The 21,325-nt window shown below is 43.7% G+C and carries 20 protein-coding genes; 17 read left to right on the plus strand and 3 right to left on the minus strand.

Going from position 1 to position 21,325, the window contains the following annotated elements:
* Positions 1 to 170 precede the first annotated feature (170 nt).
* The 14 genes from D6V41_RS16330 (at position 171) to dinB (ending at position 14,290) form a co-directional block, all read left to right on the plus strand.
* Positions 171 to 794 (plus strand): BamJ family beta-barrel-assembly machinery protein, encoded by a 624-nt coding sequence (locus tag D6V41_RS16330; RefSeq protein WP_136252615.1) that lies wholly within the window; start codon positions 171 to 173, stop codon positions 792 to 794.
* Positions 795 to 893: 99 nt separating this feature from the next.
* Positions 894 to 1,406, plus strand: coding sequence for a TRAP transporter small permease subunit (locus tag D6V41_RS16335; RefSeq protein ID WP_136252616.1), 513 nt, complete (start codon positions 894 to 896; stop codon positions 1,404 to 1,406).
* Between the two features lies 1 nt (position 1,407).
* Positions 1,408 to 2,775 carry a TRAP transporter large permease gene (locus D6V41_RS16340; protein ID WP_136252617.1) on the plus strand — a complete coding sequence of 456 codons (1,368 nt, stop codon included), beginning with the start codon at positions 1,408 to 1,410 and terminating at the stop codon, positions 2,773 to 2,775.
* 43 nt (positions 2,776 to 2,818) lie between these two features.
* A complete protein-coding gene (locus D6V41_RS16345) occupies positions 2,819 to 3,928 on the plus strand; it encodes a TRAP transporter substrate-binding protein (protein WP_241664579.1) in 1,110 nt (369 codons plus the stop codon).
* A 119-nt stretch (positions 3,929 to 4,047) separates the two neighbouring features.
* Entirely contained in the window at positions 4,048 to 5,244 is a 1,197-nt protein-coding gene (gene fabV / locus D6V41_RS16350) for an enoyl-ACP reductase FabV (protein ID WP_136252671.1), read from the plus strand.
* Positions 5,245 to 5,766: 522 nt separating this feature from the next.
* Positions 5,767 to 7,107 carry a Na(+)-translocating NADH-quinone reductase subunit A gene (locus D6V41_RS16355; RefSeq protein ID WP_136252618.1) on the plus strand — a complete coding sequence of 447 codons (1,341 nt, stop codon included), beginning with the start codon at positions 5,767 to 5,769 and terminating at the stop codon, positions 7,105 to 7,107.
* A gap of 3 nt (positions 7,108 to 7,110) precedes the next feature.
* The gene (locus D6V41_RS16360; protein ID WP_136252619.1) at positions 7,111 to 8,322 is read left to right on the plus strand and encodes an NADH:ubiquinone reductase (Na(+)-transporting) subunit B; all 1,212 of its coding nucleotides are present in this window, start codon (positions 7,111 to 7,113) and stop codon (positions 8,320 to 8,322) included.
* The gene (locus tag D6V41_RS16365; RefSeq protein WP_136252620.1) at positions 8,312 to 9,082 is read left to right on the plus strand and encodes a Na(+)-translocating NADH-quinone reductase subunit C; all 771 of its coding nucleotides are present in this window, start codon (positions 8,312 to 8,314) and stop codon (positions 9,080 to 9,082) included. The genes D6V41_RS16360 and D6V41_RS16365 overlap by 11 nt, the downstream gene beginning before the upstream one ends.
* Before the next feature lie 9 nt (positions 9,083 to 9,091).
* Positions 9,092 to 9,724, plus strand: coding sequence for an NADH:ubiquinone reductase (Na(+)-transporting) subunit D (locus D6V41_RS16370; protein ID WP_136252621.1), 633 nt, complete (start codon positions 9,092 to 9,094; stop codon positions 9,722 to 9,724).
* 5 nt (positions 9,725 to 9,729) lie between these two features.
* Positions 9,730 to 10,338: an NADH:ubiquinone reductase (Na(+)-transporting) subunit E gene (gene nqrE / locus D6V41_RS16375; RefSeq protein ID WP_136252622.1), complete on the plus strand. Its 609-nt coding sequence runs from the start codon at positions 9,730 to 9,732 to the stop codon at positions 10,336 to 10,338.
* Positions 10,339 to 10,356: 18 nt separating this feature from the next.
* A complete protein-coding gene (nqrF, locus tag D6V41_RS16380) occupies positions 10,357 to 11,589 on the plus strand; it encodes an NADH:ubiquinone reductase (Na(+)-transporting) subunit F (protein WP_136252623.1) in 1,233 nt (410 codons plus the stop codon).
* A gap of 89 nt (positions 11,590 to 11,678) precedes the next feature.
* Entirely contained in the window at positions 11,679 to 12,719 is a 1,041-nt protein-coding gene (locus D6V41_RS16385; protein ID WP_168711067.1) for an FAD:protein FMN transferase, read from the plus strand.
* A 50-nt stretch (positions 12,720 to 12,769) separates the two neighbouring features.
* On the plus strand, positions 12,770 to 13,003 hold the full coding sequence (nqrM, locus tag D6V41_RS16390) for a (Na+)-NQR maturation NqrM (RefSeq protein ID WP_136252624.1): 234 nt from the start codon (positions 12,770 to 12,772) through the stop codon (positions 13,001 to 13,003).
* A 228-nt stretch (positions 13,004 to 13,231) separates the two neighbouring features.
* Positions 13,232 to 14,290 (plus strand): DNA polymerase IV, encoded by a 1,059-nt coding sequence (dinB, locus tag D6V41_RS16395; RefSeq protein ID WP_136252625.1) that lies wholly within the window; start codon positions 13,232 to 13,234, stop codon positions 14,288 to 14,290.
* Positions 14,291 to 14,383: 93 nt separating this feature from the next.
* Here dinB and D6V41_RS16400 read toward each other — a convergent pair whose 3' ends face one another.
* Complete coding sequence (locus D6V41_RS16400; protein ID WP_136252626.1) at positions 14,384 to 15,382, minus strand: fatty acid desaturase; 999 nt, start codon at positions 15,380 to 15,382, stop codon at positions 14,384 to 14,386.
* Positions 15,383 to 15,686: 304 nt separating this feature from the next.
* On the opposite strand from D6V41_RS16400, the gene D6V41_RS16405 reads away from it, so the two are divergent.
* The 3 genes from D6V41_RS16405 to D6V41_RS16415 are packed head-to-tail and all read left to right on the plus strand — an operon-like array spanning position 15,687 to position 18,484.
* Positions 15,687 to 17,300, plus strand: coding sequence for a M17 family metallopeptidase (locus D6V41_RS16405; protein ID WP_136252627.1), 1,614 nt, complete (start codon positions 15,687 to 15,689; stop codon positions 17,298 to 17,300).
* Between the two features lie 42 nt (positions 17,301 to 17,342).
* Positions 17,343 to 17,582, plus strand: coding sequence for a DUF1653 domain-containing protein (locus tag D6V41_RS16410; RefSeq protein ID WP_136252628.1), 240 nt, complete (start codon positions 17,343 to 17,345; stop codon positions 17,580 to 17,582).
* 38 nt (positions 17,583 to 17,620) lie between these two features.
* Entirely contained in the window at positions 17,621 to 18,484 is an 864-nt protein-coding gene (locus D6V41_RS16415) for an MBL fold metallo-hydrolase (protein WP_136252629.1), read from the plus strand.
* 38 nt (positions 18,485 to 18,522) lie between these two features.
* Here the strand turns inward: D6V41_RS16415 and D6V41_RS16420 are convergent, their stop codons facing one another.
* Together D6V41_RS16420 and D6V41_RS16425 are read right to left on the minus strand one after the other, a co-directional pair.
* The gene (locus D6V41_RS16420) at positions 18,523 to 20,268 is read right to left on the minus strand and encodes an amidohydrolase (RefSeq protein WP_179952566.1); all 1,746 of its coding nucleotides are present in this window, start codon (positions 20,266 to 20,268) and stop codon (positions 18,523 to 18,525) included.
* Between the two features lie 44 nt (positions 20,269 to 20,312).
* Positions 20,313 to 21,323, minus strand: a complete 1,011-nt coding sequence (locus D6V41_RS16425) for a serine/threonine dehydratase (RefSeq protein WP_136252630.1) — start codon at positions 21,321 to 21,323, stop codon at positions 20,313 to 20,315.
* Positions 21,324 to 21,325 lie beyond the last annotated feature (2 nt).

Genomic DNA, 21,325 nt, shown 5'->3' on the forward strand with positions numbered 1-21,325 from the left:
TGCTTCAAATCGAATTTAGTATTATGTTTATTTATTGAAAACTTTCATTACCACATTCATGTTGAAAGGCTCTCGGTTCTAAGCTCTGTGTGTAAAATAGTGCTGTGCTGTGTTACCCTCTGCGCCTTTAAATTGGTAAATAGCCTTCTTTTAGGCATTTTGGAGAAGATGTGTCAGATAAAATCAATGGTGTAGAACAGCAAGCAAGTTATGGTATTGGCTATCAAATGGGTGAGCAACTGGCTTCAAACCCCTTTGATGGATTGTCATTAGACATGGTGGCCAAAGGTATTGAAGATGGCTTCAACCGACAGCAGCCAGCGGTAAGTAATGATGAGTTACGCGTCGCGTTTAACGAAATACATCAGCGCCTGCAAGCCGCCAAGCAAGAAAAATTTGCCGCGGTAGTAGAAGAAGGCGAAACCTTTTTAGCAGACAACGCAAAGCGTGATGAAGTTACGGTGACCGAGAGCGGTCTTCAATATGAAGTGATCAACAAGGGTGAAGCCTCTGAATCTCCGAATGCCGCTTCTACTGTGCGTACTCACTATCATGGCACTTTGTTAGACGGCACCGTGTTTGATAGCAGCTATGAGCGAGGCCAAGCGGCTGAATTTCCCGTTGGTGGCGTAATAAAAGGCTGGACAGAAGCTTTGCAAATGATGAGCGTTGGTGACAAATGGCGTCTTTATGTACCGCATAATCTTGCCTACGGTGAGCAAGGAGCGGGTGGTGCAATAGGTCCGTTCCAAACACTTATTTTTGATGTTGAGTTGCTTGAAATAATCAGCTAGCGCTTAAACAGCTACAAGGCTCAAGGTGCTTGCGTTCATCCCTGCTTATGTCACAATGCTTTCTTAAAATAACAAGAAGACAAAAGCTAAACAGCAGGTATGCGCAAGCACATAGCCAAACTTTCTAAAGGAATCGATGCAATAAATACCGCGTTAGGGCAATTTGTTGCATATGCTACGTTTCTCATGGCGATCATCATGTTCGCCATCGTTGTTTTGCGATACGGATTTAATCTTGGCTGGATTGCCATGCAAGAGTCTGTCACCTATCTCCATGCCGCGGTCTTTCTCCTTGGCAGCGCGTTTACCTATCAGCAGAACGCCCATGTGCGGGTGGATGTGTTTTACCGTCAATTTTCCGAGCGAAAAAAAGCGTGGGTTAACCTTATTGGCAGCTTAATATTTATGCTTCCTGTTTCTCTCTATATCGGGATTATTTGTTTTGAGTATGTGATTGACTCATGGGCTTTGCTTGAGGGCAGCAGAGAACCTGGCGGCTTGCCATTTGTGTATGTTTTAAAGTCTTTTTTGCTTGTATTCGCAACTAGCATGGTGCTTCAGGCATTGTCAGACATTGCAAAGCAAGCGCTTAGCTTAAGGGAGCTTGGATAAGATGGAATGGCTTTCCCTGGTGTTATTTGCTGCAGTGTGCCTTACCCTGCTCTTTGGTTATCCTGTCGCGCTGACCCTGGCAGGAGTCTCACTTATTTTTGCAGGTATGGGGGCCGCCTTAGGCGTATTTGATGCTAACTATTTACTCACTGCACCATCACGATTATTTGGCATCGTTAGCAATACAACGCTCATCGCCGTGCCGCTTTTTGTATTTATGGGCGTCGTGCTTGAGCGCTCAAAAATTGCCGAAGATTTGCTCATTTCGATGTCTGCTGTATTAGGCAAATTTAAAAGTGGATTAGGTGTCTCGGTTATCCTGGTAGGCATGCTTTTAGCAGCAAGCACTGGCATCGTGGGCGCCACGGTGGTAACGATGGGCTTATTGTCATTGCCTACAATGTTAAAGCGCGGCTACTCGCCCGAATTGGCAAGCGGTACGATTTGCGCAACGGGTACTTTAGGGCAAATTATTCCACCGTCAATCGCTTTGGTATTACTAGGCGATGTGCTATCCAGTGCTTATCAAAAAGCGCAACTGGATATGGGAATATTTTCTCCCGATAGTGTTTCGGTGGGTGATTTATTCGTAGGCGCGCTCGTGCCCGGGCTTATTTTAGTTATTTGCTATTTGCTCTATTTATGGGGCGTAAGTGCATTCTCGGCCAAACAAGTCCCCGTTGAAGGACAAAAGAATGAGCACGCATCCCTTGCCGCATTGCTCAATGCATTACTTCCACCGCTTATTCTGATTATCGCCGTACTTGGTTCGATTTTATTCGGTTTTGCTACACCTACAGAGGCTGCCGGCGTGGGTGCAGTAGGTGCGCTTATCTTAGCGGGAGCAAAAAAGCAGTTAGGTAAAGATAATATTCGTTACGTTGTGCAAGAAACGACAAAAGTGACCTGTATGGTATTTCTCATACTGATCGGCGCTTCGATTTTTTCACTCGTATTTCGTGGATTTGGCGGAGAGATCTTGTTAAAAGACTTTTTTACCTCATTGCCTGGTGGCGTGTTTACCGCCATGCTCCTGGTAATGTTTATCATCTTTTTATTGGGGTTTATACTGGACTTTATCGAAATCACCTTTGTGGTCGTACCGATTGTGGCCCCTATTTTGATTATTATGGGTGTTGACCCTATATGGCTTGGAATTATGATCGCTGTTAATTTGCAGACGTCTTTTTTAACGCCTCCTTTTGGCTTTGCCCTGTTTTACCTGCGAGGAGTGGCAAGTGACCTGGTAAAAACAGAGCAAATTTATAAAGGCGTTATTCCCTTTATTTTAATTCAGCTAGGTGTGTTGGTATTAATGGCAATCTGGCCATCTTTGGTCACCTGGTTACCTGATACGATGTATAATTGAAAGTTAGAGCAAAGCAATATGTCTTTGTTAACGAGGCAAAATAATGAAACCTGTACTGCGACTTTTTACCCTCTTTTTTTTGTTGTGTTCACTTCTTATGCTGCAGGCTTGCTCAAAAAGCGATCAAGCAAGTCAGCCCAATAATGATGTAAGCGCTCAGCCTGACAAAATCTACAAATGGAAACTGGTCACCTCATGGCCAAAAAACTTCCCTGGACTTGGCAAAGCTCCTGAAACCTTTGCCACTTATGTCAACGAGATGTCGGGAGGCCGTTTGCAGATAACTGTTTATGGCGCAGGCGAACTGGTGCCTGGCTTTGAAGTATTTAATGCGGTATCAAGCGGCAGTGCCGAAATGGGGCATGCCGGTGCATATTACTGGAAAGGAAAAATCCCGGCTGCACCGATTTTCTCTGCCATCCCCTTCGGAATGAACGTCACGGAAATGAACGCATGGCTGCACTATGGTGATGGGCTGAAATTATGGCGCGAGTTATACGCACCCTTTGGCGTAATTCCTTTTGCCGGTGGCAGTACTGGCGTGCAAATGGCTGGCTGGTTTAAAAAAGAAATTAATTCGGTTGAAGACTTGCAGGGGCTCAAAATGCGCATTCCCGGCTTAGGGGGTGAGGTGTTTAAACAGGTGGGTGGACTCCCTGTTACGCTGACTGGCGGTGAAATATTTACCTCACTTCAAACTGGAGCAATTGATGCGACCGAGTGGGTAGGGCCTTACAACGATCGCTCTTTTGGTTTGCACAAAGCAGCTAACTATTATTATCACAGTGGTTGGCATGAGCCAGGCACAACGCTTGAGTTTATCGTAAATGAAGAGGCATTTAATGCACTGCCTGGCGATTTACAAAAAATCGTTGAAGTGGCGACTCGCGCAGTTAACCAGGATATGTTGGATGAATATACGGCGGCTAATCATAAGGCGCTGCAACAGTTGGTGGAAGAAGATTCGATAGAGGTTCGTCCGCTGCCAGATGATGTGTTAGCTGCACTGAAAACAGCTACAGAGCAAGTGATTGCGCAGGCACGAAACGAAGATGAAGATTTTGATCGAATTTATGCATCTTATGAAGATTTTTATAAAAAAGTGAAGCGTTATCACGCTTTATCAGAGCAAGCTTATTACAATAACCGCTAGGGCAAGCAACAATTTTATTGGAATGTCTGACATTTCCCAGTGGACTGATTTGTTTAAGACATGCGTCACTATAGAATGCGCGCTTTATTTATTTTGCTGTAAATGACTTAGGAGCAATGATGGTTATCAAGCCAAAAGTAAGAGGATTTATTTGTACCAACGCTCACCCTGTGGGTTGTGCAAAAAGTGTAGAAAATCAAATTGAGTATATTAAATCCCAGCCATTTGCAGGCGAATCAAAAGCAGATGAAAGTCCTCAAAATGTGCTCGTCATTGGATGTTCAACGGGGTATGGACTGGCATCGCGTATTACAGCAGCATTTGGATATGGCGCAAAAACCTTAGGCGTGTGCTTCGAAAAACCTCCTACCGAGCGCAAGACGGGTACCGCTGGTTTTTACAATACCGCTGCCTTCCATGAAAAAGCGCAAGCGCAAGGTCTATACGCTCAAACAATCAACGGTGATGCGTTTTCTGATGAAATCAAGCGCGAAACGATTGATAGAATTAAAGCGGATATTGGTCAAATTGACCTCGTAATTTATAGCTTGGCCTCACCTCGCCGCACCGATCCTGAAACGGGTGAGGTGTATAAATCGACGTTAAAGCCAGTAGGGCAAGCATATACAACAAAAACCTATGACACCGACAAAGACTTAGTGCACGAGGTAAGTTTAGAGCCAGCCAATGAAGACGAGATCGCACAAACCGTTAAAGTGATGGGTGGGGAAGATTGGGAGCGCTGGATGTCGCAATTAGGTCAAGCAGGAGTGCTGGCAGATAATTGCAAAACAACCGCATATACTTATATTGGCAAAGAATTAACCTGGCCAATCTACGGGCAAGCAACTATTGGTAAGGCAAAAGAAGATCTTGATCGCGCCGCTGCTGCGATCATGAAGCAGCTCCCCGACAAAAATGTCCAGGCAAATGTTTCATCTTTGAAAGCTTTAGTAACGCAGGCAAGCTCAGCCATTCCGGTTATGCCACTATACATTTCATTAATCTACAAGGTGATGAAGGAGGAGGGCACGCATCAGGGTTGTATTGAGCAAATTGCAGGCTTGTTCAGCGAGCGACTATATGCTGAAAATCCGCCCACAGATGAAATGAATCGTTACCGTATGGACGGTATTGAAACAAACGATGCTACTCAAGCTAAAATAAAAGGCTTATGGGATCAGGTAACACAAGATAATTTCCATGAATTATCTGATTATGAGGGATACCATCGTGATTTCCTGAATCTTTTTGGCTTTGAGATTCAAGGTGTAGATTACGAGGCCGATGTAGACCCCTTAGTAGAATGGTCGTAGGTTTTTGTTTAAACTAGCGACGCGACTTGCACTTAAAATTGTGTGAAAGGGGTTTGCGAGCCCCTTTTTCATTGTCGGAGACGGCTTTTGTATTAACTTTGGCTTGAAAAATGGCGCTTTCATCAAAGTTTAAGTGGAATTATTTATTCACAATGCATTTGCTTTAAATACGCTTTTGGTATAATTCCAATAGCCTTTTGGGGGTGGTTAATGCTAAAATCGCGCCCATTCAATAAGTGCATGTTCATCTGATAAAACATCACTAACGCGAATAAACGTCTAATTTCAAAAAAAGCATAATAATAATAGTAACTTAGGTTGGATTTTGTTCACCCGAGCTTTAGCTTGTAAAATCATACCTATAGTTTGGTTTTAATACCTATGAGGGTAGTGGTCAATTTAAACTTGCTTGAATTTTAATCAGCTTAATTAGCTTGATAGGAATAGCACAGGTGAGACGTTCCATACAGTGGATTGAGGCACGTTTGAATTGGTTTTTACATTAAGAGTAGTCAATTGCATATGATTAAGATTAAAAAAGGTTTAGACCTTCCCATCAAAGGAGAGCCGGAGCAGAAAATTGTGCAAACAATCGATGCTCAAAAAGTGGCAATTCTTGGTGAGGAATATATTGGTATGCGACCGACCATGCATGTTCAGGTGGGAGACGTCGTTAAAAAAGGTCAGCTGCTGTTTGAGGACAAGAAAAATCCCGGCGTGAAGTTTGTCTCGCCTGCAGCAGGTGAAGTGGTTGAGGTTAATCGCGGTGCTAAACGCGTTTTACAATCGGTCGTCATTGGCGTTAAAGGTGATGATGCCATTGAGTTTGCAAAATTCGATGAAGCTTCATTAAAGAGCGCAGATCGTCAGGCTATCGTAGATGTTCTTGTAGACTCCGCTCTATGGACAACGATTCGTACGCGCCCATTTAGCAAGATCCCGGCAATTGACTCTGCACCTAAATCGATATTCGTGACGGCTATGGATACCAATCCTTTAGCAGTTGACCCACAAATAGTATTGGCTGAACGCGAAGCGGATTTCGCTTTTGGTTTAAACGTTCTGGCGAAATTGACTGAAGGTAAGATTTTTGTCAACAAAGCGCCTGGTGCCAGTGTTCCGGCGTCTGGTGAACGAGTTGAAGTCAATGAATTCGCAGGGCCTCATCCAGCCGGTTTGCCAGGCACTCACATTCATTACCTTGATCCGGTTGGTTTAGGTAAAACGGTGTGGCATATAAACTACCAGGACGTGATTGCAATAGGTTCAACACTTCAAACGGGTAGTTTAGATGTGACCAAGGTCGTGTCGATTGCCGGACCGATGGCAAAATCACCAAAAATTGTTCGCACTCAACTAGGCGCTAACGTAAATGAGTTGATTGAAGGTCAAACATCAAACGAACCAACGCGAGTAATCTCAGGCTCGGTTCTCAATGGAACCAATGCTTCAGGACCGCACGCCTATCTTGGCCGATATCATTATCAAGTGTCGCTCATCAAAGAGGACAGAGAGAAGAAATTCTTTGGTTGGATCATGCCGGGAAGTGACAAACACTCAGTCACGCGTGCTTATCTTGGTCACTTGGGTGGTAAAAAGAAATTTGACATGACCTCAACGACAAACGGTTCAGATCGCTCAATGGTGCCAATTGGCAATTATGAGAGAATTATGCCGCTTGACGTCATCCCAACGCTGTTGTTGCGAGATATCTTATCTGGTGATACAGACGGCGCACAAAAACTTGGCGCATTGGAGTTGGACGAAGAGGATTTGAGTTTATGTACCTACGTGTGCCCTGGAAAATATAACTATGGACCAGAGCTGCGCGAATGTTTAACCAAAATTGAATTAGAGGGTTAAGTGATGGGTTTAAAAGCATATTTAGAAAAAATCGAGCCTGATTTTGAAGCAGGTGGTAAATACGAGAAGTTCTACGCGCTTTACGAAGCGGCAGCAACCATCTTCTATACCCCAGGCAAAGTAAACAAAGCCAATACGCATGTAAAAGATGCCATTGATTTAAAACGCATCATGATAATGGTGTGGATGGCCACGTTCCCAGCAATGTTTTATGGCATGTATAACGTTGGTTTGCAGGCATCTTATGCGATTGAGGCAGGTGGCGCTTTGTATGACGGTTGGCAAGCTGGACTGTTTTCAGCCATTGGTGGAACACTAACTGCTGATTCTGGCTGGTTTATGATGATGCTATATGGCGCATGTTTCTTTGTGCCAATTTACGCTACGACTTTTATCGTTGGTGGATTTTGGGAAGTGCTATTTGCATCGGTTCGTAAACACGAAGTCAATGAAGGGTTCTTTGTAACCTCTGTTTTGTTTTCTTTAACCCTTCCGGCAACGATCCCGCTATGGCAAGTTGCTTTAGGTATTACATTTGGTGTGGTGATTGCAAAGGAAATCTTCGGTGGAACCGGACGTAACTTCCTAAATCCAGCGCTTTCAGGACGTGCGTTTTTGTATTTTGCTTATCCAGCACAAATTTCTGGTGATCAACCCTGGGTGGCAGCTTCAATGCCTGATGGCTACTCAGGCGCAACATGGCTTAGCAACGCGGCAAATGGACAAATGGATTACACCGATATGACGCTTTTCGCCAATTCTTTCCTGGGAAATATTCCTGGCTCAGTAGGAGAAGTGTCGTCGCTAATGATTATGATAGGCGGCCTATTCATTATATACATGGGAATTGCAAGTTGGCGGATCGTAGCAGGTGTAGCACTAGGTGTTGCGTTTTTTGCAACCTTATTAAACCTGTTTGCCAGTGACCCAAGCTCTATTATGGCGATGCCATGGTATTGGCATATGGTGATTGGTGGCTTGGCATTCGGTATGTTCTTTATGGCAACTGATCCGGTGTCTGCATCGTTTACCAATCAAGGTAAATGGATGTATGGCTTCTTTATTGGCTTGATGACAGTGCTAATTCGTGTGCTCAACCCCGCCTTCCCTGAAGGGATTATGCTGGCGATTTTATTCGCTAATTTGTGGGCACCACTATTTGACTACTTCGTTGCTCAAAGCAACATCAAACGGAGGCTTGCACGTGTCGGCTAAAAAAGAAACCTTAGGAAAAACGATTCTCGTCGTTGTAGCAGTGTGCTTAGTCTGTTCAATTGTAGTATCAGGTGCAGCTGTTGGATTACGCTCATTGCAAGAAACCAACGCAGCGCTTGATAAAAAGTCGAATATTTTGAACGCAGCAGGCTTGCTTGCGAACGCATCCAGCAAAGATGAAATCGCACAGATTTATGCAAATCGTGTTGAAGAAAAATTTGTCGATTTGTCGACGGGTGAATATGTAGAAAAACCTTCAGAAGATTTCGATATGTATAAGGCCGCAAAGCAGCCTGAGTTTTCGGTAAAAGTCGATACTTCTGAGGTAAAACCCGGCTTTCTGCGCCGCTCTAGCATTGCCAGCGTTTATCACGTAAAAGATGAAGCCGGTAAGGTAACTCGCATCGTGTTGCCTGTGCACGGCTCTGGCTTATGGGATTTAATGTACGGCTTTTTAGCATTAGATGAAGACGGACAGACCATTCGTGAACTGATTTACTATCAACATAAAGAAACACCGGGACTGGGTGCTGAAATTCAAAATCCCGAGTGGCAAGCAAAGTGGGATGGCAAGCAGCTTTACAAAGATGGTGAAGTCGCTATTAGTGTTGATAAAAATGTAGGCAACGGTAATCAGTACGCTGTTGATGCGCTGTCTGGCGCAACACTTACCAGTAACGGTGTAGAAAATACGCTTCAGTACTGGGCAAGTGAAAACGGCTACGGAAATTATCTTAAACGTCAATCTTGGAAATCATAAGGCACGAACATGGCTGATACAAAAGAAATGAAAAAAGCCCTCTTCGGGCCGATAATCGACAGTAACCCAATTGCGCTGCATGTGTTGGGTATCTGTTCAGCACTAGCAATTACAACAAAACTGGAAACGGCTTTGGTAATGTCATTGGCATTGACATCCGTTGTTGCTTTTTCAAATTTGTTTATTTCACTTATTCGAAATCAAATTCCATCAAGCGTGCGGATCATTATTCAAATGACTATCATCGCTTCTTTGGTGATTGTTGTAGACCAAATCCTTAAAGCGTATTCATACGAAATTTCCAAGCAACTTTCGGTCTTTGTTGGATTAATTATTACCAACTGTATCGTAATGGGACGAGCGGAAGCTTACGCTATGAAATCACCACCGTTTATGAGCTTTTTAGACGGGATAGGTAATGGTTTGGGTTATAGCTTTATACTAATCGTGATTGGTACGGTCAAAGAGCTGTTTGGTTTTGGCACGATTTTGGGTTATGAAATTCTTCCTCTTGTACAAAACGGTGGATGGTATCAAGGAAACGGTCTTCTTATCCTGCCATTTAGTTCGTTCATTCTAATTGGCTTAATGATTTGGGCCATCAGAACGATTCGTCCTGAACAAGTCGAGCCTAAGGAATAATTGCGATGGAACATTATTTATCACTTGCTATAAGAGCCATTTTTGTTGAGAACATGGCGCTATCATTGTTCTTGGGAATGTGTACTTTCCTCGCGGTCTCCAAGAAAGTCAAAACCTCCATGGGCCTCGGTGTTGCGGTAATCGTGGTTTTAGGTATTTCAGTACCCGTAAACCAAATTATTTACGTAAATATATTGGCCCCGGGCGCACTGGCTTGGGCTGGATTTCCTGATGCGGATTTGAGCTTTCTTAATTTCTTGACCTTCATCGGCGTTATTGCCGCTTTGGTTCAGATACTGGAAATGACACTGGACAAGTTTTTCCCGGCTTTATACAACGCATTAGGGATCTTCTTGCCGCTAATTACCGTAAACTGTGCCATATTCGGTGGTGTTGCGTTTGCTGTTCAACGTGAATATACACTTGGTGAAAGTGTTGTTTACGGCATTGGCTCAGGCATTGGATGGGCATTAGCCATTGTATTGTTGGCAGCAGTGCGTGAAAAACTTAAGTATGCCGACATGCCAGACGGTATTCGAGGTTTGGGTTCAGTGTTTATGATTGCAGGCTTAATGGCATTAGGTTTTCAATCATTTACCGGTATTTCACTGTAAAGTGGACAGGAGCAAATAATGAATCAAGTAGAAATTTATCTTGGCGTTGGGATGTTTATTGCGATTGTACTTGTACTCGTATTTATCATCACTTTCGCTAAATCAAAACTTGTCCCAACGGGTGACGTTAAGATTATGATTAACGATGACCCTGACAAAGTGATTACAGCCTCTCCAGGTGGCAAACTTTTAGGAGCCCTGGCAGAATCAGGTATCTTTGTGTCTTCTGCTTGCGGTGGTGGTGGTTCGTGTGGTCAATGTCGTGTGGACATAAAAGAGGGCGGTGGCGAGATCCTTCCTACTGAACTTGATCACATTACCAAGCGCGAAGCTAAACAAGGGTGTCGTTTATCGTGTCAGGTTGCTATTAAGCAAGACATGAAAATCGAACTGCCTGAAGAAGTGTTTGGAATCAAGAAATGGGATTGTGAAGTTATTTCAAACAATAACGAAGCTACGTTTATTAAAGAGCTTAAGCTTCAGATCCCTGACGGTGAATCTGTGCCGTTCAGAGCGGGTGGATACATTCAGATTGAAGCGCCTCCTCATCATGTAAAGTATAAAGATTTTGATATTCCAGAAGAATATCGCCCCGACTGGGAGCGTTTTGGATTCTTTGATGTTGAGTCTAAAGTAGATGAAGAGACTATCCGTGCTTACTCTATGGCTAACTACCCAGAGGAAGAAGGGATTATTATGCTTAATGTGCGTATTGCAACGCCGCCGCCTAATAATCTAAGTTTACCTGCAGGTAAAATGTCCTCTTATATCTGGTCTCTTAAGAAAGGGGATAAGGTTACAATATCAGGTCCATTCGGTGAATTTTTTGCGAAGGAAACCGACGCTGAAATGGTATTTGTTGGCGGTGGAGCAGGTATGGCGCCAATGCGCTCGCATATCTTTGATCAACTACGTCGAATTAAAACCGACCGTAAAATAAGCTTCTGGTACGGTGCACGCTCGCTTCGCGAAATGTTTTACGTAGAAGACTTTGACATGCTTCAGGAAGAAAATGAAAATTTCAATTGGTATGTAGCATTGTCAGACCCGCAGCCAGAAGATAATTGGGATGGTTACACGGGCTTTATTCATAACGTATTGCTTGAAAACTACTTAAAAGACCACCCAGCTCCAGAGGACTGTGAGTTTTACATGTGTGGTCCACCTATGATGAATGCCGCTGTTATCAACATGCTAAAAGATTTAGGTGTTGAAGACGAAAACATCATGCTTGATGATTTTGGTGGTTAGACATTATCGTTATTGAAAAGGGGCATTTGCCCCTTTTTTTAACTGTGTTTTGCGTATCGCTCTCCCTTGTATTCACATAAAGAATTTTTATGAAACATGATGGTTTAAAAAACTTCTCATTAGCCATACTTTTAATCTGTAGTTTAGCGCTAACAGCGTGTGCCCCCTCTCACGAAAAGGTCCATTCCCTGACGGGCAAAACAATGGGGACGACTTTTAACGTCAAATTCGTTGCAGACGGCAGCGCAGCTGAGCTTGATAAAGATTTGCTCTTATCTGATATTGAAACTCGATTGCTGGAAATTAATCAGTTGATGTCGACCTATATTGAGGATTCGGAGTTATCGCGTCTCAATAAGGCGCCTGCCAACACAGCTTTTACGATCAGCGACGAAACAGCCTATGTAATTGAAGAAGCGCTTCGTCTGACACGCTTAAGTGACGGGGCTTTAGATATCACTGTAGGACCTATTGTTAACCTTTGGGGGTTTGGCCCCGATCTAAAGCCTGAAACGGTGCCGACTGAAACACAAGTCGCTCAAGCGAGAGCATTAGTTGGTCCTGATAAATTCACCCTTCAGAATAATCAAGTTATTAAGGCGCATCAGGATGTGTACATTGACTTATCGACTATCGCAAAAGGATATGCGGTTGATGAACTGGCAGAAATGTTAGAACAGCGAAATATTACGAATTATTTAGTCGAAATTGGCGGTGAAATGCGACTCTCCGGGCAAAAACCTGAAGCTCAGGATTGGCTGGTTGCTATAGAAAAACCTGTTAGCTCTGAGCGCGCTGTACAGCGTATAATACATATTGGTGATAACGCGATTGCTAGTTCAGGTGATTATAGAAATTACGTGGAAGAAGCGGGAAGACGCTTTTCACACTTAATCGATCCACAAACGGCTTATCCCATCGATCATAACCTAGTGTCGGTGAGCGTGATAGCGCCTACTTGTATTGAAGCAGACGGATTGGCTACTGCGCTCATCGTAATGGGGTTTGAAAAAGGTATGGACTTGGCTGAGAGAGAAGGCATAGCTGCCCTATTTATCACAAAAGAAGGGAATGAATTTGTTGAATATCGGTCTAATGCTTTTAGCCGCAGTGTTAAAATAATGCAATAGTGAAAAGCACAGCAAACTGATGACTGACTAACATTATTTAAAGGTGAATTTTGAGTACATTTATTCTAGCGTTCGCATTTTTCCTGCTCATGGTTGTTGCTATGGGAGTGGGATATATTTTTCAAAAGAAGAGTATTTCAGGCTCTTGTGGTGGCTTGGGCGCCTTAGGTGTATCTAAAGCTTGCGATTGCCCAGAACCATGCGACCGGAAAAAGGAGCGCATGGCGCGAGAAGCTGCGCGTGAAGAAAAGCTAAAAGAGTGGAAAGATAATCAGATAATTTAGTTTAGTAATAAGGGCGTGTTGATCTTTGCTGCAAAATCATACAGCAAAGATCAACACGCCCTAACAATAAGATACGAAGCTTTTTGGTATTTGAGGCTTCGTTTTCACGGTTATTTGTTAGTTTCATCCTAGTCGTTCAAGCGCGGAAGTCGCATTTTTATTCACAATACTTTTCATTTCACACCAACTTGCGCATAATGCTGTCTGTATATACAGGTCAAGGTCAGCATGCGTAAGATTATTCATGTGGATATGGACGCGTTCTATGTGTCTGTAGAAATTCGAGACAAGCCTGAACTTGCCGGTCATCCCGTTGCAGTAGGCGGAAAGACTGCAAATAGGGGAGTCCTGACAACGTGTAATTATATTGCACGTGAATTCGGTGTGCGTTCTGCAATGCCGGCCGCCATCGCCTTACGTAAGTGTCCAAAGCTAATTATTGTTCCTGGTCGAATGAAGGTTTATCAAGAGATTAGCCAACAAATTCGCGCCATTTTTGCCAGATATACAGCACTGATAGAGCCGCTTTCCCTGGATGAGGCCTACCTAGATGTAACAGACTGTGAGCATTTTAAAGGCTCTGCGACGCTTATTGCACAAGATATTCGTCGTTCAATTTATGAAGAATTAGGCTTAACGGCATCGGCGGGGATCGCCCCGATAAAGTTTGTGGCTAAAGTAGCCTCTGATATGAATAAGCCAAATGGACAATATGTGGTAACCCCAAGTCAGATAGATGAATTTATTGAAGCTCTTCCCTTAAACAAAATACCAGGAGTAGGAAAGGTTACCTTTGAAAAGCTGCAGCAATTGGGTTTGCAGACCGGAGCAGACATACGCGCATTACCCGAATCTGAATTGGTTGAAAAGTTTGGTAAGTTCGGTCGCTCTTTGTGGCAAAAATGCCAAGGAAACGATTATCGACAAGTCGAGACATCGCGCGTTCGAAAATCCGTAGGCGTTGAGCGAACGTTTAGTGAAGATAAAACGACAGAGCAGGAATTGGCAGACTATTTAACTCAGCGCCTTGTTCCTGAAGTAAAAGAGCGGGCACAAAAATATTTGGTAAAGCGAGGCATTGATAAAATAGGGGTGAAAGTCAAGTTTCAGGATTTCCAACAAACAACTAAAGAAGCCAAGTTTGACCAAATTGATGAGGACCTTTTATTACGGTTATTACACGAAGCTTTGGAGAGAGGACAGGGAAAACGTGTGCGTCTGCTAGGAGTCCAGATTGGACTAAAAGATGAGCAGGAAGAGTTTCCACAAATGAGCTTTAAATGGTAAGCTTCAGGCAACTAACTGCTTACTTTCCCATCCTTTAAATCTTCATTTAAACCAAGGTTTTACAGCAAAAAAAAACTTGGCACATATGCGATTTTATGTGTTAGGCGAATAATAATTTGCATTTCTAATGCTTTCAAAGTCGTTGAAGCGAACGCCGTTTTCAGCCATCACCTTGTTTATTTTCTTGCTAATAAACTGTCGGATATAAAAGGGTTGATTGGGCACATAATGATGAATCGTATGGGTACGTCCAAAATTAAAGCAGAAAAGATGAAAAGGGGTAAACAAGCGACTGCTTAACACATGTGTCTGTTCGTGTAGATTATTTACGCCACCATAATAATGCATGCATGAAGTAACAAAATTGAGCGAGCTTGAACGAATGATATTAGGGATAATTAACACAACCATTAAAAACTCAAATACCTGCATAATCGAAAGCGCCCAGGCAGGGGTGCTGCTTTCAATTGGGAAAAACAAATTTAACCCATGAAAGGCGAGAACGCTGTAAAGCACTATAAAGTACAAAGTGGTCACAGGAAAGCCAGCATTAAATACTTCAGCAAAACTAAAGCCCTTGATTTCTTTTTTGAATCGCCGACGATTAATGATCAAGCCCAAAAGACCGTCAACGATGACCAATGCCCGTAAAAAAGGATTACGAATACCATTGCCAACCAATCTTTCCTCAAGATCTTGCTGCGTCCCCGAATGCTGATGGTGGTGCAAATGTATCTTTCTGCGATACCAAGGATTGATTGTGTTTGGTCGCATTAACCAAACTGCCAACATCATAAAATTTTGCCAAAATGGCTGCTTACTAAAGTATTGGTTGTGTATCAAGTCGTGCTCTAACTCATGTGAGATAGATGTCACTACGGCCGCCAATATAATACAAAGCCAAGCCGGAATGAGCCCAAAGTAATAGAGGCTTCCAAGGCCGACAAGCGCACTGAAAGACACGAGTAATGTAGCCATACCAATGGTATTTTGCTGGTTTAAAATCGGGAATCGGCTTCGTAGAGATTGCTCTTCCGTTTTTATTGCTCTTACGATCGTTCTGATATTCTGTCTAATGTGGTCGTTTGTCATGTGAGTCGCCATTGAGTGTAATGTTCAAATGCTATTTGGCTGCGCTTTATTTAAATACGGTAGGTTCGTATATTGCAGATTCATATACGGTCAAACGCGCGCAATAGTAGCAAAGGTTTTTTCACGGTGAAATACCTCCATAGTTGTAAGCGTAAGAATATATATACGTTATCGATAAATAAGCAATTGGCACTTTTTATAAAAAGTAAATGAAACAGGTTTGGTTAAAGTGAAGTATCTATCTATACTTTCAGTATTTAACCCTTATTTACACCGCAGTTATTAAATTTTGTTCAGGAGTATTATGTCATTTCCTCAACCTAAGGCTGTCGCACTAAAAGATGCGCTTGCTCATCACGAAGATTACGATTTGAGCATTGTTGTTAGCGCTTCATTAAGTTCAAATCAATTTGAAGATCTGGAAGAGGCCTTGTTGGAAGCGCAGCGTACTGACCCAAGAATAGGTAAACGCCCCTCTTTGGTTTCCCACGCAAAAATGCCCGGCGGCAGATGTTTGCACGTTCCGATAGGTGAGCTTGCAAGAGACTACGATGATGTTCGTCGTTTTTTTGATATGGGAAAAGCGATCGCTGAAGTACTGTCAGAAGTGGATGCGATTAATCCTTTACTAATACTTGACCAGACTGAATGGCCCACGCATAAGGCAAATGCCTATCAATTTGCTTTAGAAAACGTTTACCTGGGTATTTGCCAACAGCTTTGGCAGCCCTTAGAGGCGAGGCAAAATAGCGGGGCTGAGGGTGCCTTTGATACAAACGTGCTTGAAACGGTTCATGCGATTGCGCTGGTGGGAATAGGTGAGAGACGCGCCACGCAATTGGCGGCACTGGAGTCGGGTAAACGCGTAGCAAGAGATTTATGTGGAACTGAGCCAGAGCGCATGGCACCTATCGGCTTTGCAAACTACTGTGAAACGGTGTTTAAAAACTCCCCGGTGCAACTTGACGTCATTAGCGACCTACACACCTTAAAAACGGACTATCCGTGCTTACATGCGGTTGCACGAGCTTCTTTAGCCGTTGAGCGTCATCATCCCCGAGTCATTACCTTGCGCTACGATTCTGGCAAAGTACATGGGGAACAAGACAGCGAGCTTGTTCAAACTCTGTTTTTAGCAGGAAAGGGCATCACCTACGACACCGGAGGCGCTGACTTGAAGGTTAATGGTCATATGGCCGGAATGAGTCGTGATAAAGGAGGGGCGGCTGCGGTTGCTGGATTTATGAAAACTATAGCTCAGTTAAAACCAAAAGGGATTAAAGTTGTAGCAAGTATTGCAGCAGTTAGAAATTCCATTGGCGCTGACGCATATGTCCCTGATGAAATCATCACTTCACATGCGGGTGTGCGAGTAAGAGTGGGCAATACCGATGCTGAGGGCAGAATGGTGCTAACCGATATTTTGTCTCATATGCGAGAGGAAGCACTCGGTTCAGCAAGTCCGCAGATATTTTCCATAGCTACTTTAACCGGGCATGCGGCAATCGCCTTTGGGCCTTACACGGCTTTGCTAGAAAATCAGGTGGCCATCAACCAGTCGGTGAGTGCAAATTTGATTGATGCAGGGGAGCGTTGGTCAGATCCTTGCGAGCAATCGCGAGTGCGGCGAGAAGATTATGATTTTATCAAGCCCAAAACAAAAGCTGATGATGTGCTGTCTTCAAACAACGCGCCTTCAGTTAGTACTGTGAGAGGACATCAATTCCCTATGGCGTTTCTCAGTATCGCATCGGGTCTGGATAAACATAACATTGATAGTGACAAGCCCTTGCCCTACACCCATGTGGATATCGCAGGCTCTGGCGTGGAAGGGCTCAATTGGCAACATGGTAAACCAACCGCCGCGCCGGTGGCGGCTTTTTTTGCAACATACATACTGCCACAACTTGAAAAATAGGAGCTTGTTGAACTACAAGCGATTTACAAGAGGAGGCTAAAGATGAAAGTCATACCAGGTATTTACAAGCATTTTAAAGGCGGATTATACAAAGTAATTGATACGGTCACGCATTCTGAAACCGAACAGACACTTGTGCTGTATAAACCACTTTATGATCGGACAAGCGACAAAGCAAACGATGATCAAGGTTTATGGGTTCGGCCCATTGCGATGTTCAAAGAAACGGTTGAACATGAGGGTCATAAGGTCCCGCGATTTGTGCGCGTTAGTGCAAGTTAAGCCCATTGAAAATAATACTAAGCAAAAATGGAACAAATATGAAAAAACACATTTTAGGTTTGGCACTTGCCATGATTGCAGCTAGCACTGCAACAAGTGCTATCGGCCAGGACGACAGATTTGCCGATGTTGAAATAAGCAGCACGCATTTAGGCGGCTCTGTTCATATGCTAGTTGGCGCAGGCGGTAATATTGGTGTCTCAGCAGGTGAGGATGGCATTTTGATGATTGACGATCAATACGCTCCCCTAGCGGAGAAAATTACCGCTGCTATTAGTGACTTAAGCGATGCGCCTAAACGGTTTGTGGTGAATACGCATTATCATGGCGATCACACCGGCTCAAATGCGTTTTTTGCTGAAAATAAAGGCGTTACCATTTTTGCTCACGAAAATGTGCGCATACGCCTAGCTTCTGGTGAGGATGTTAATCCAGCCATGCTGCCAGTCGTGACGTATCAAGACGGCATCAAGTTTCACTTAAATGGTGAAACGATCCATGTATTTCATTTAGCTGATGGGCATACTGATGGCGACAGTGCCATTTGGTTTGAGCAACCTGACGTATTACATACGGGAGATCTATTTTTTAAGGATATGTTCCCTTATATTGATTTGGGGGCCGGTGGCTCGGTAACGGGTTACATACAGTCAGTAGAAACCTTGCTTGGCAAAATTGATGACGATACAAAAGTCATTCCGGGTCATGGTACTTTAGCGAACAAAGATGACCTACAGCGCTTTGTTAATATGATCAAAGAAACTCACGCTTTCGTGCAGTCCAAAAAAGCGGAAGGTTTGAGTGAGCAAGCGGTTTTGGATGCGGGCCTGCCAGAAAAATGGGATAGTTGGGCGTGGCGGTTTATTAATGAAGAGAGATGGATAAAAACACTTTATCAATAAACCAGATAATAAAATGGTGTTGATGCTAAAGCACACGTTTAGTGTGCTTCATCCTGATACATCATGTTACCGTTTACCCATGTCTGTATGACTTTGGTATCTCGGATTTCTTTAGGTTCGATTGCGAATATATCGCGATCAATCACTATAAAATCCGCTTTTTTCCCTGGCTCTAAGGAGCCAATTAGATTTTCCTGAAAGCCAGCGTAAGCAGCATCAATGGTGAATCCTCTGAATGCTTCAATCACAGAAACGGATTCTTCAGGTATCCAACCTTCTTCGGGCTCATTGTCTGCATTCTGACGCGTCACTGCTGCATGAAGCCCGTGAAATGGATTTGCCAGTTCAACCGGAAAGTCACTGCCAAAGGCAATGGGTGAACCTTGTTCCAGAAAGGTTTTCCATGCGTATGCGCCTTTAAGGCGTGTTTTGCCAATTCTATCTTCAGCCATGTTCATATCGCTTGTTGCATGTGTTGGCTGCATTGAAGGAATAACACCATATTCTTTAAACAAGGGAATATCTTCTACGGCAACCACTTGGGCATGTTCGATACGATGACGTTCCTTGTTTTCAGGAAAATTCTTGAAACTGCGGGCAAATTGTTCAAGCGCGAGTCTATTGGCTCTATCGCCAATCGCATGAAAGTTTAGCTGAAAGTTTGCGCCAATTACGGTATTAAATAACATGGGTAAACGTTCTTCTGGGGTGACGAGCAAGCCCATGTTGTCCGGATCATCCGAATAGGGAGCCAGTAATGCTGCTCCTCGACTGCCCAGGGCTCCGTCTCCATAGGCTTTTACGCTCCTTATCGATAAAAAGCCGTTTTTATCAGCATAGTGACCATCTTGTAGCATAGATTCGATGTTTGGATCTGTAGCAGCTAGCATGGCATAAATCCGAAAACGTAAAGTCTCTTGCTCAGCTAAAGCGATAAATAGGTCTCTCACTGTCTCGCTAATTCCAGCGTCATGTGCACTTGTTATACCGAGCGAAAGTAAGTGGTCACTTGCAGCATTTAATTGTTGAAGAAGATTCTCTTTGCTTGCTTGAGGAACATGTTTAGCAACCAGGTAGCTAGCGTTGTCTATCAAAAGTCCAGTCGGTTCTCCATTTTCATCTTTGACGATTTCTCCTCCCGTTGGCGAGGGGGTGTTGCCAGTAATGCCGGCAATTTCGAGCGCTTTTGAATTCACCCAGTCTGCATGACCGTCTACACGGCTTAACATCACAGGCGTGTCGGGGAAAGCTTTATCGAGACTGGCTTTAGACGGAAATTGTTTGTTCGGCCACAAAACCTGATTCCAACCCCGACCAATGATCCATTGATTTTCATTATTTTTTTCGGACGGTGGGCTTTCTGTGGTTGAAGATATGCCGCTTACATGCGCTTTAATTTTCGCCACAGCATCCTCTTCACTTGAGCTATCCCTTAAATCCACAAGAAGGAGGTTTTCACCTAAACCCAGTATATGACCGTGAGCATCAATTATCCCTGGTAGCATAACAGCATTTTTCATGTCTTTTTGCTGTGCCTTGTCGCCGACTTTCAAGTCGTGGCCTATGGCCTGGATGAGGTCATCTTTGATGAGCATTTGACTAAATTCAACAAGTTCACCTCTCTCATTTAAGGTATAGCCTTTTACATTGTTAAAGCGAATGCCTTCATCCCATGTATCAGACGTGGCACTGTTAGCGTGTCCAGCAATAGCTAGCATTGAAATGAAAAAAAAGGCTAAGAAGACTTTTCCCTTAAAATGAGAGAGTTTTGGACTTTTCTGCATGCGTATTTCCTATTTAGAATCAATTTTACTTAACGCTTAAACCACTATTTAGCAAGCTCAAGCGAAGGTACTGTGCTTAGATGGTCGCTTTGCCATATCGTATGCATAGACTGCTGAGATATGTTGCCACCAGAAATAATGACCATAACCCGTTGTTTTTCCGGTTGACCCCGATTCTTAGAGGCTGCCAACTCATTGACCACGGCCTGCATCGTCATCGCGCAGGTGGGTTCGATATGTAACTTGAGCAAATGCTGCAACCACTGTGTCCAATAAGCAATATCGGTTTCATTCACTTCATAAAACGCGTTTACTTGTTTGATAATCTCAAAGGTATGCTCACCTATTGAAGGCGTTGCCGCACCATCTGCTAACGTAGTTGGAGTACTTTTGAGAGAAACAATGCTACCTTGCCTTAGAGATTGGGCTGCATCGTTCGCCGCAAGCGGTTCAGCACCGATTACGCGCAGATCCCGTTTACTCGCTCGCGCAGCAACAATGCTTCCGGATAAGAGTCCTCCGCCACCACAAGGCGTTGCCAACATATCAATATCCTCACACTGCTTTAGCGCCTCAAGCGCGGCGGTACCTTGCCCGGCAATAATATAGGGATGATTAAAAGGCGGGATCCATACGGTATCCTGTTCCTGAGAGGCTCGTTGTACAGCTTCATCGGCCATTACGCGAGTCTCAAAGGTGCTAAGCTTTGCCCCATAATATTGTGTAGCAGCAGCTTTTATAGGTGATATATTTGCAGCGCTGAAAATTTCTACCGGTACTTTAAATAAGCGCCCGGCATATGCAACTGCCTGAGCGTGATTTCCTGATGAATTGGCGACAATACGTTTAGGTAATTGCTTCTGCTTTTTTAACTGTGCCAAAAAATGGCATGCCCCACGCAGTTTAAAAGCGCCGGTGGTCTGCAAGCATTCAGCCTTAAAAAAGATTTCATGACCTAGCCACGAATTGAGTAGGCTAGAGCTCACAACCGGCGTCTGTTTAATAAATGGTCTAATTAAGCTTTGTGCTTGTTTAATGTCATCGATGGTGACCATAA

The organism is Ningiella ruwaisensis, assembly GCF_004798935.1.
GTDB classification, from domain to species: Bacteria; Pseudomonadota; Gammaproteobacteria; order Enterobacterales; family Alteromonadaceae; genus Glaciecola; species Glaciecola ruwaisensis.

Bases quoted from the DNA above. Each gene is read 5' to 3' on its own strand.
- D6V41_RS16335 (WP_136252616.1), top strand. From the start codon at position 894: ATGCGCAAGCACATAGCCAAACTTTCTAAAGGAATCGATGCAATAAAT.
- D6V41_RS16340 (WP_136252617.1), top strand. From the start codon at position 1,408: ATGGAATGGCTTTCCCTGGTGTTATTTGCTGCAGTGTGCCTTACCCTG.
- D6V41_RS16345 (WP_241664579.1), top strand. From the start codon at position 2,819: ATGAAACCTGTACTGCGACTTTTTACCCTCTTTTTTTTGTTGTGTTCA.
- fabV (WP_136252671.1), top strand. From the start codon at position 4,048: ATGGTTATCAAGCCAAAAGTAAGAGGATTTATTTGTACCAACGCTCAC.
- D6V41_RS16355 (WP_136252618.1), top strand. From the start codon at position 5,767: ATGATTAAGATTAAAAAAGGTTTAGACCTTCCCATCAAAGGAGAGCCG.
- D6V41_RS16360 (WP_136252619.1), top strand. From the start codon at position 7,111: ATGGGTTTAAAAGCATATTTAGAAAAAATCGAGCCTGATTTTGAAGCA.
- D6V41_RS16370 (WP_136252621.1), top strand. From the start codon at position 9,092: ATGGCTGATACAAAAGAAATGAAAAAAGCCCTCTTCGGGCCGATAATC.
- nqrE (WP_136252622.1), top strand. From the start codon at position 9,730: ATGGAACATTATTTATCACTTGCTATAAGAGCCATTTTTGTTGAGAAC.
- nqrF (WP_136252623.1), top strand. From the start codon at position 10,357: ATGAATCAAGTAGAAATTTATCTTGGCGTTGGGATGTTTATTGCGATT.
- D6V41_RS16385 (WP_168711067.1), top strand. From the start codon at position 11,679: ATGAAACATGATGGTTTAAAAAACTTCTCATTAGCCATACTTTTAATC.
- dinB (WP_136252625.1), top strand. From the start codon at position 13,232: ATGCGTAAGATTATTCATGTGGATATGGACGCGTTCTATGTGTCTGTA.
- D6V41_RS16400 (WP_136252626.1), bottom strand. From the start codon at position 15,382: ATGACAAACGACCACATTAGACAGAATATCAGAACGATCGTAAGAGCA.
- D6V41_RS16405 (WP_136252627.1), top strand. From the start codon at position 15,687: ATGTCATTTCCTCAACCTAAGGCTGTCGCACTAAAAGATGCGCTTGCT.
- D6V41_RS16410 (WP_136252628.1), top strand. From the start codon at position 17,343: ATGAAAGTCATACCAGGTATTTACAAGCATTTTAAAGGCGGATTATAC.
- D6V41_RS16415 (WP_136252629.1), top strand. From the start codon at position 17,621: ATGAAAAAACACATTTTAGGTTTGGCACTTGCCATGATTGCAGCTAGC.
- D6V41_RS16420 (WP_179952566.1), bottom strand. From the start codon at position 20,268: ATGCAGAAAAGTCCAAAACTCTCTCATTTTAAGGGAAAAGTCTTCTTA.
- D6V41_RS16425 (WP_136252630.1), bottom strand. From the start codon at position 21,323: ATGGTCACCATCGATGACATTAAACAAGCACAAAGCTTAATTAGACCA.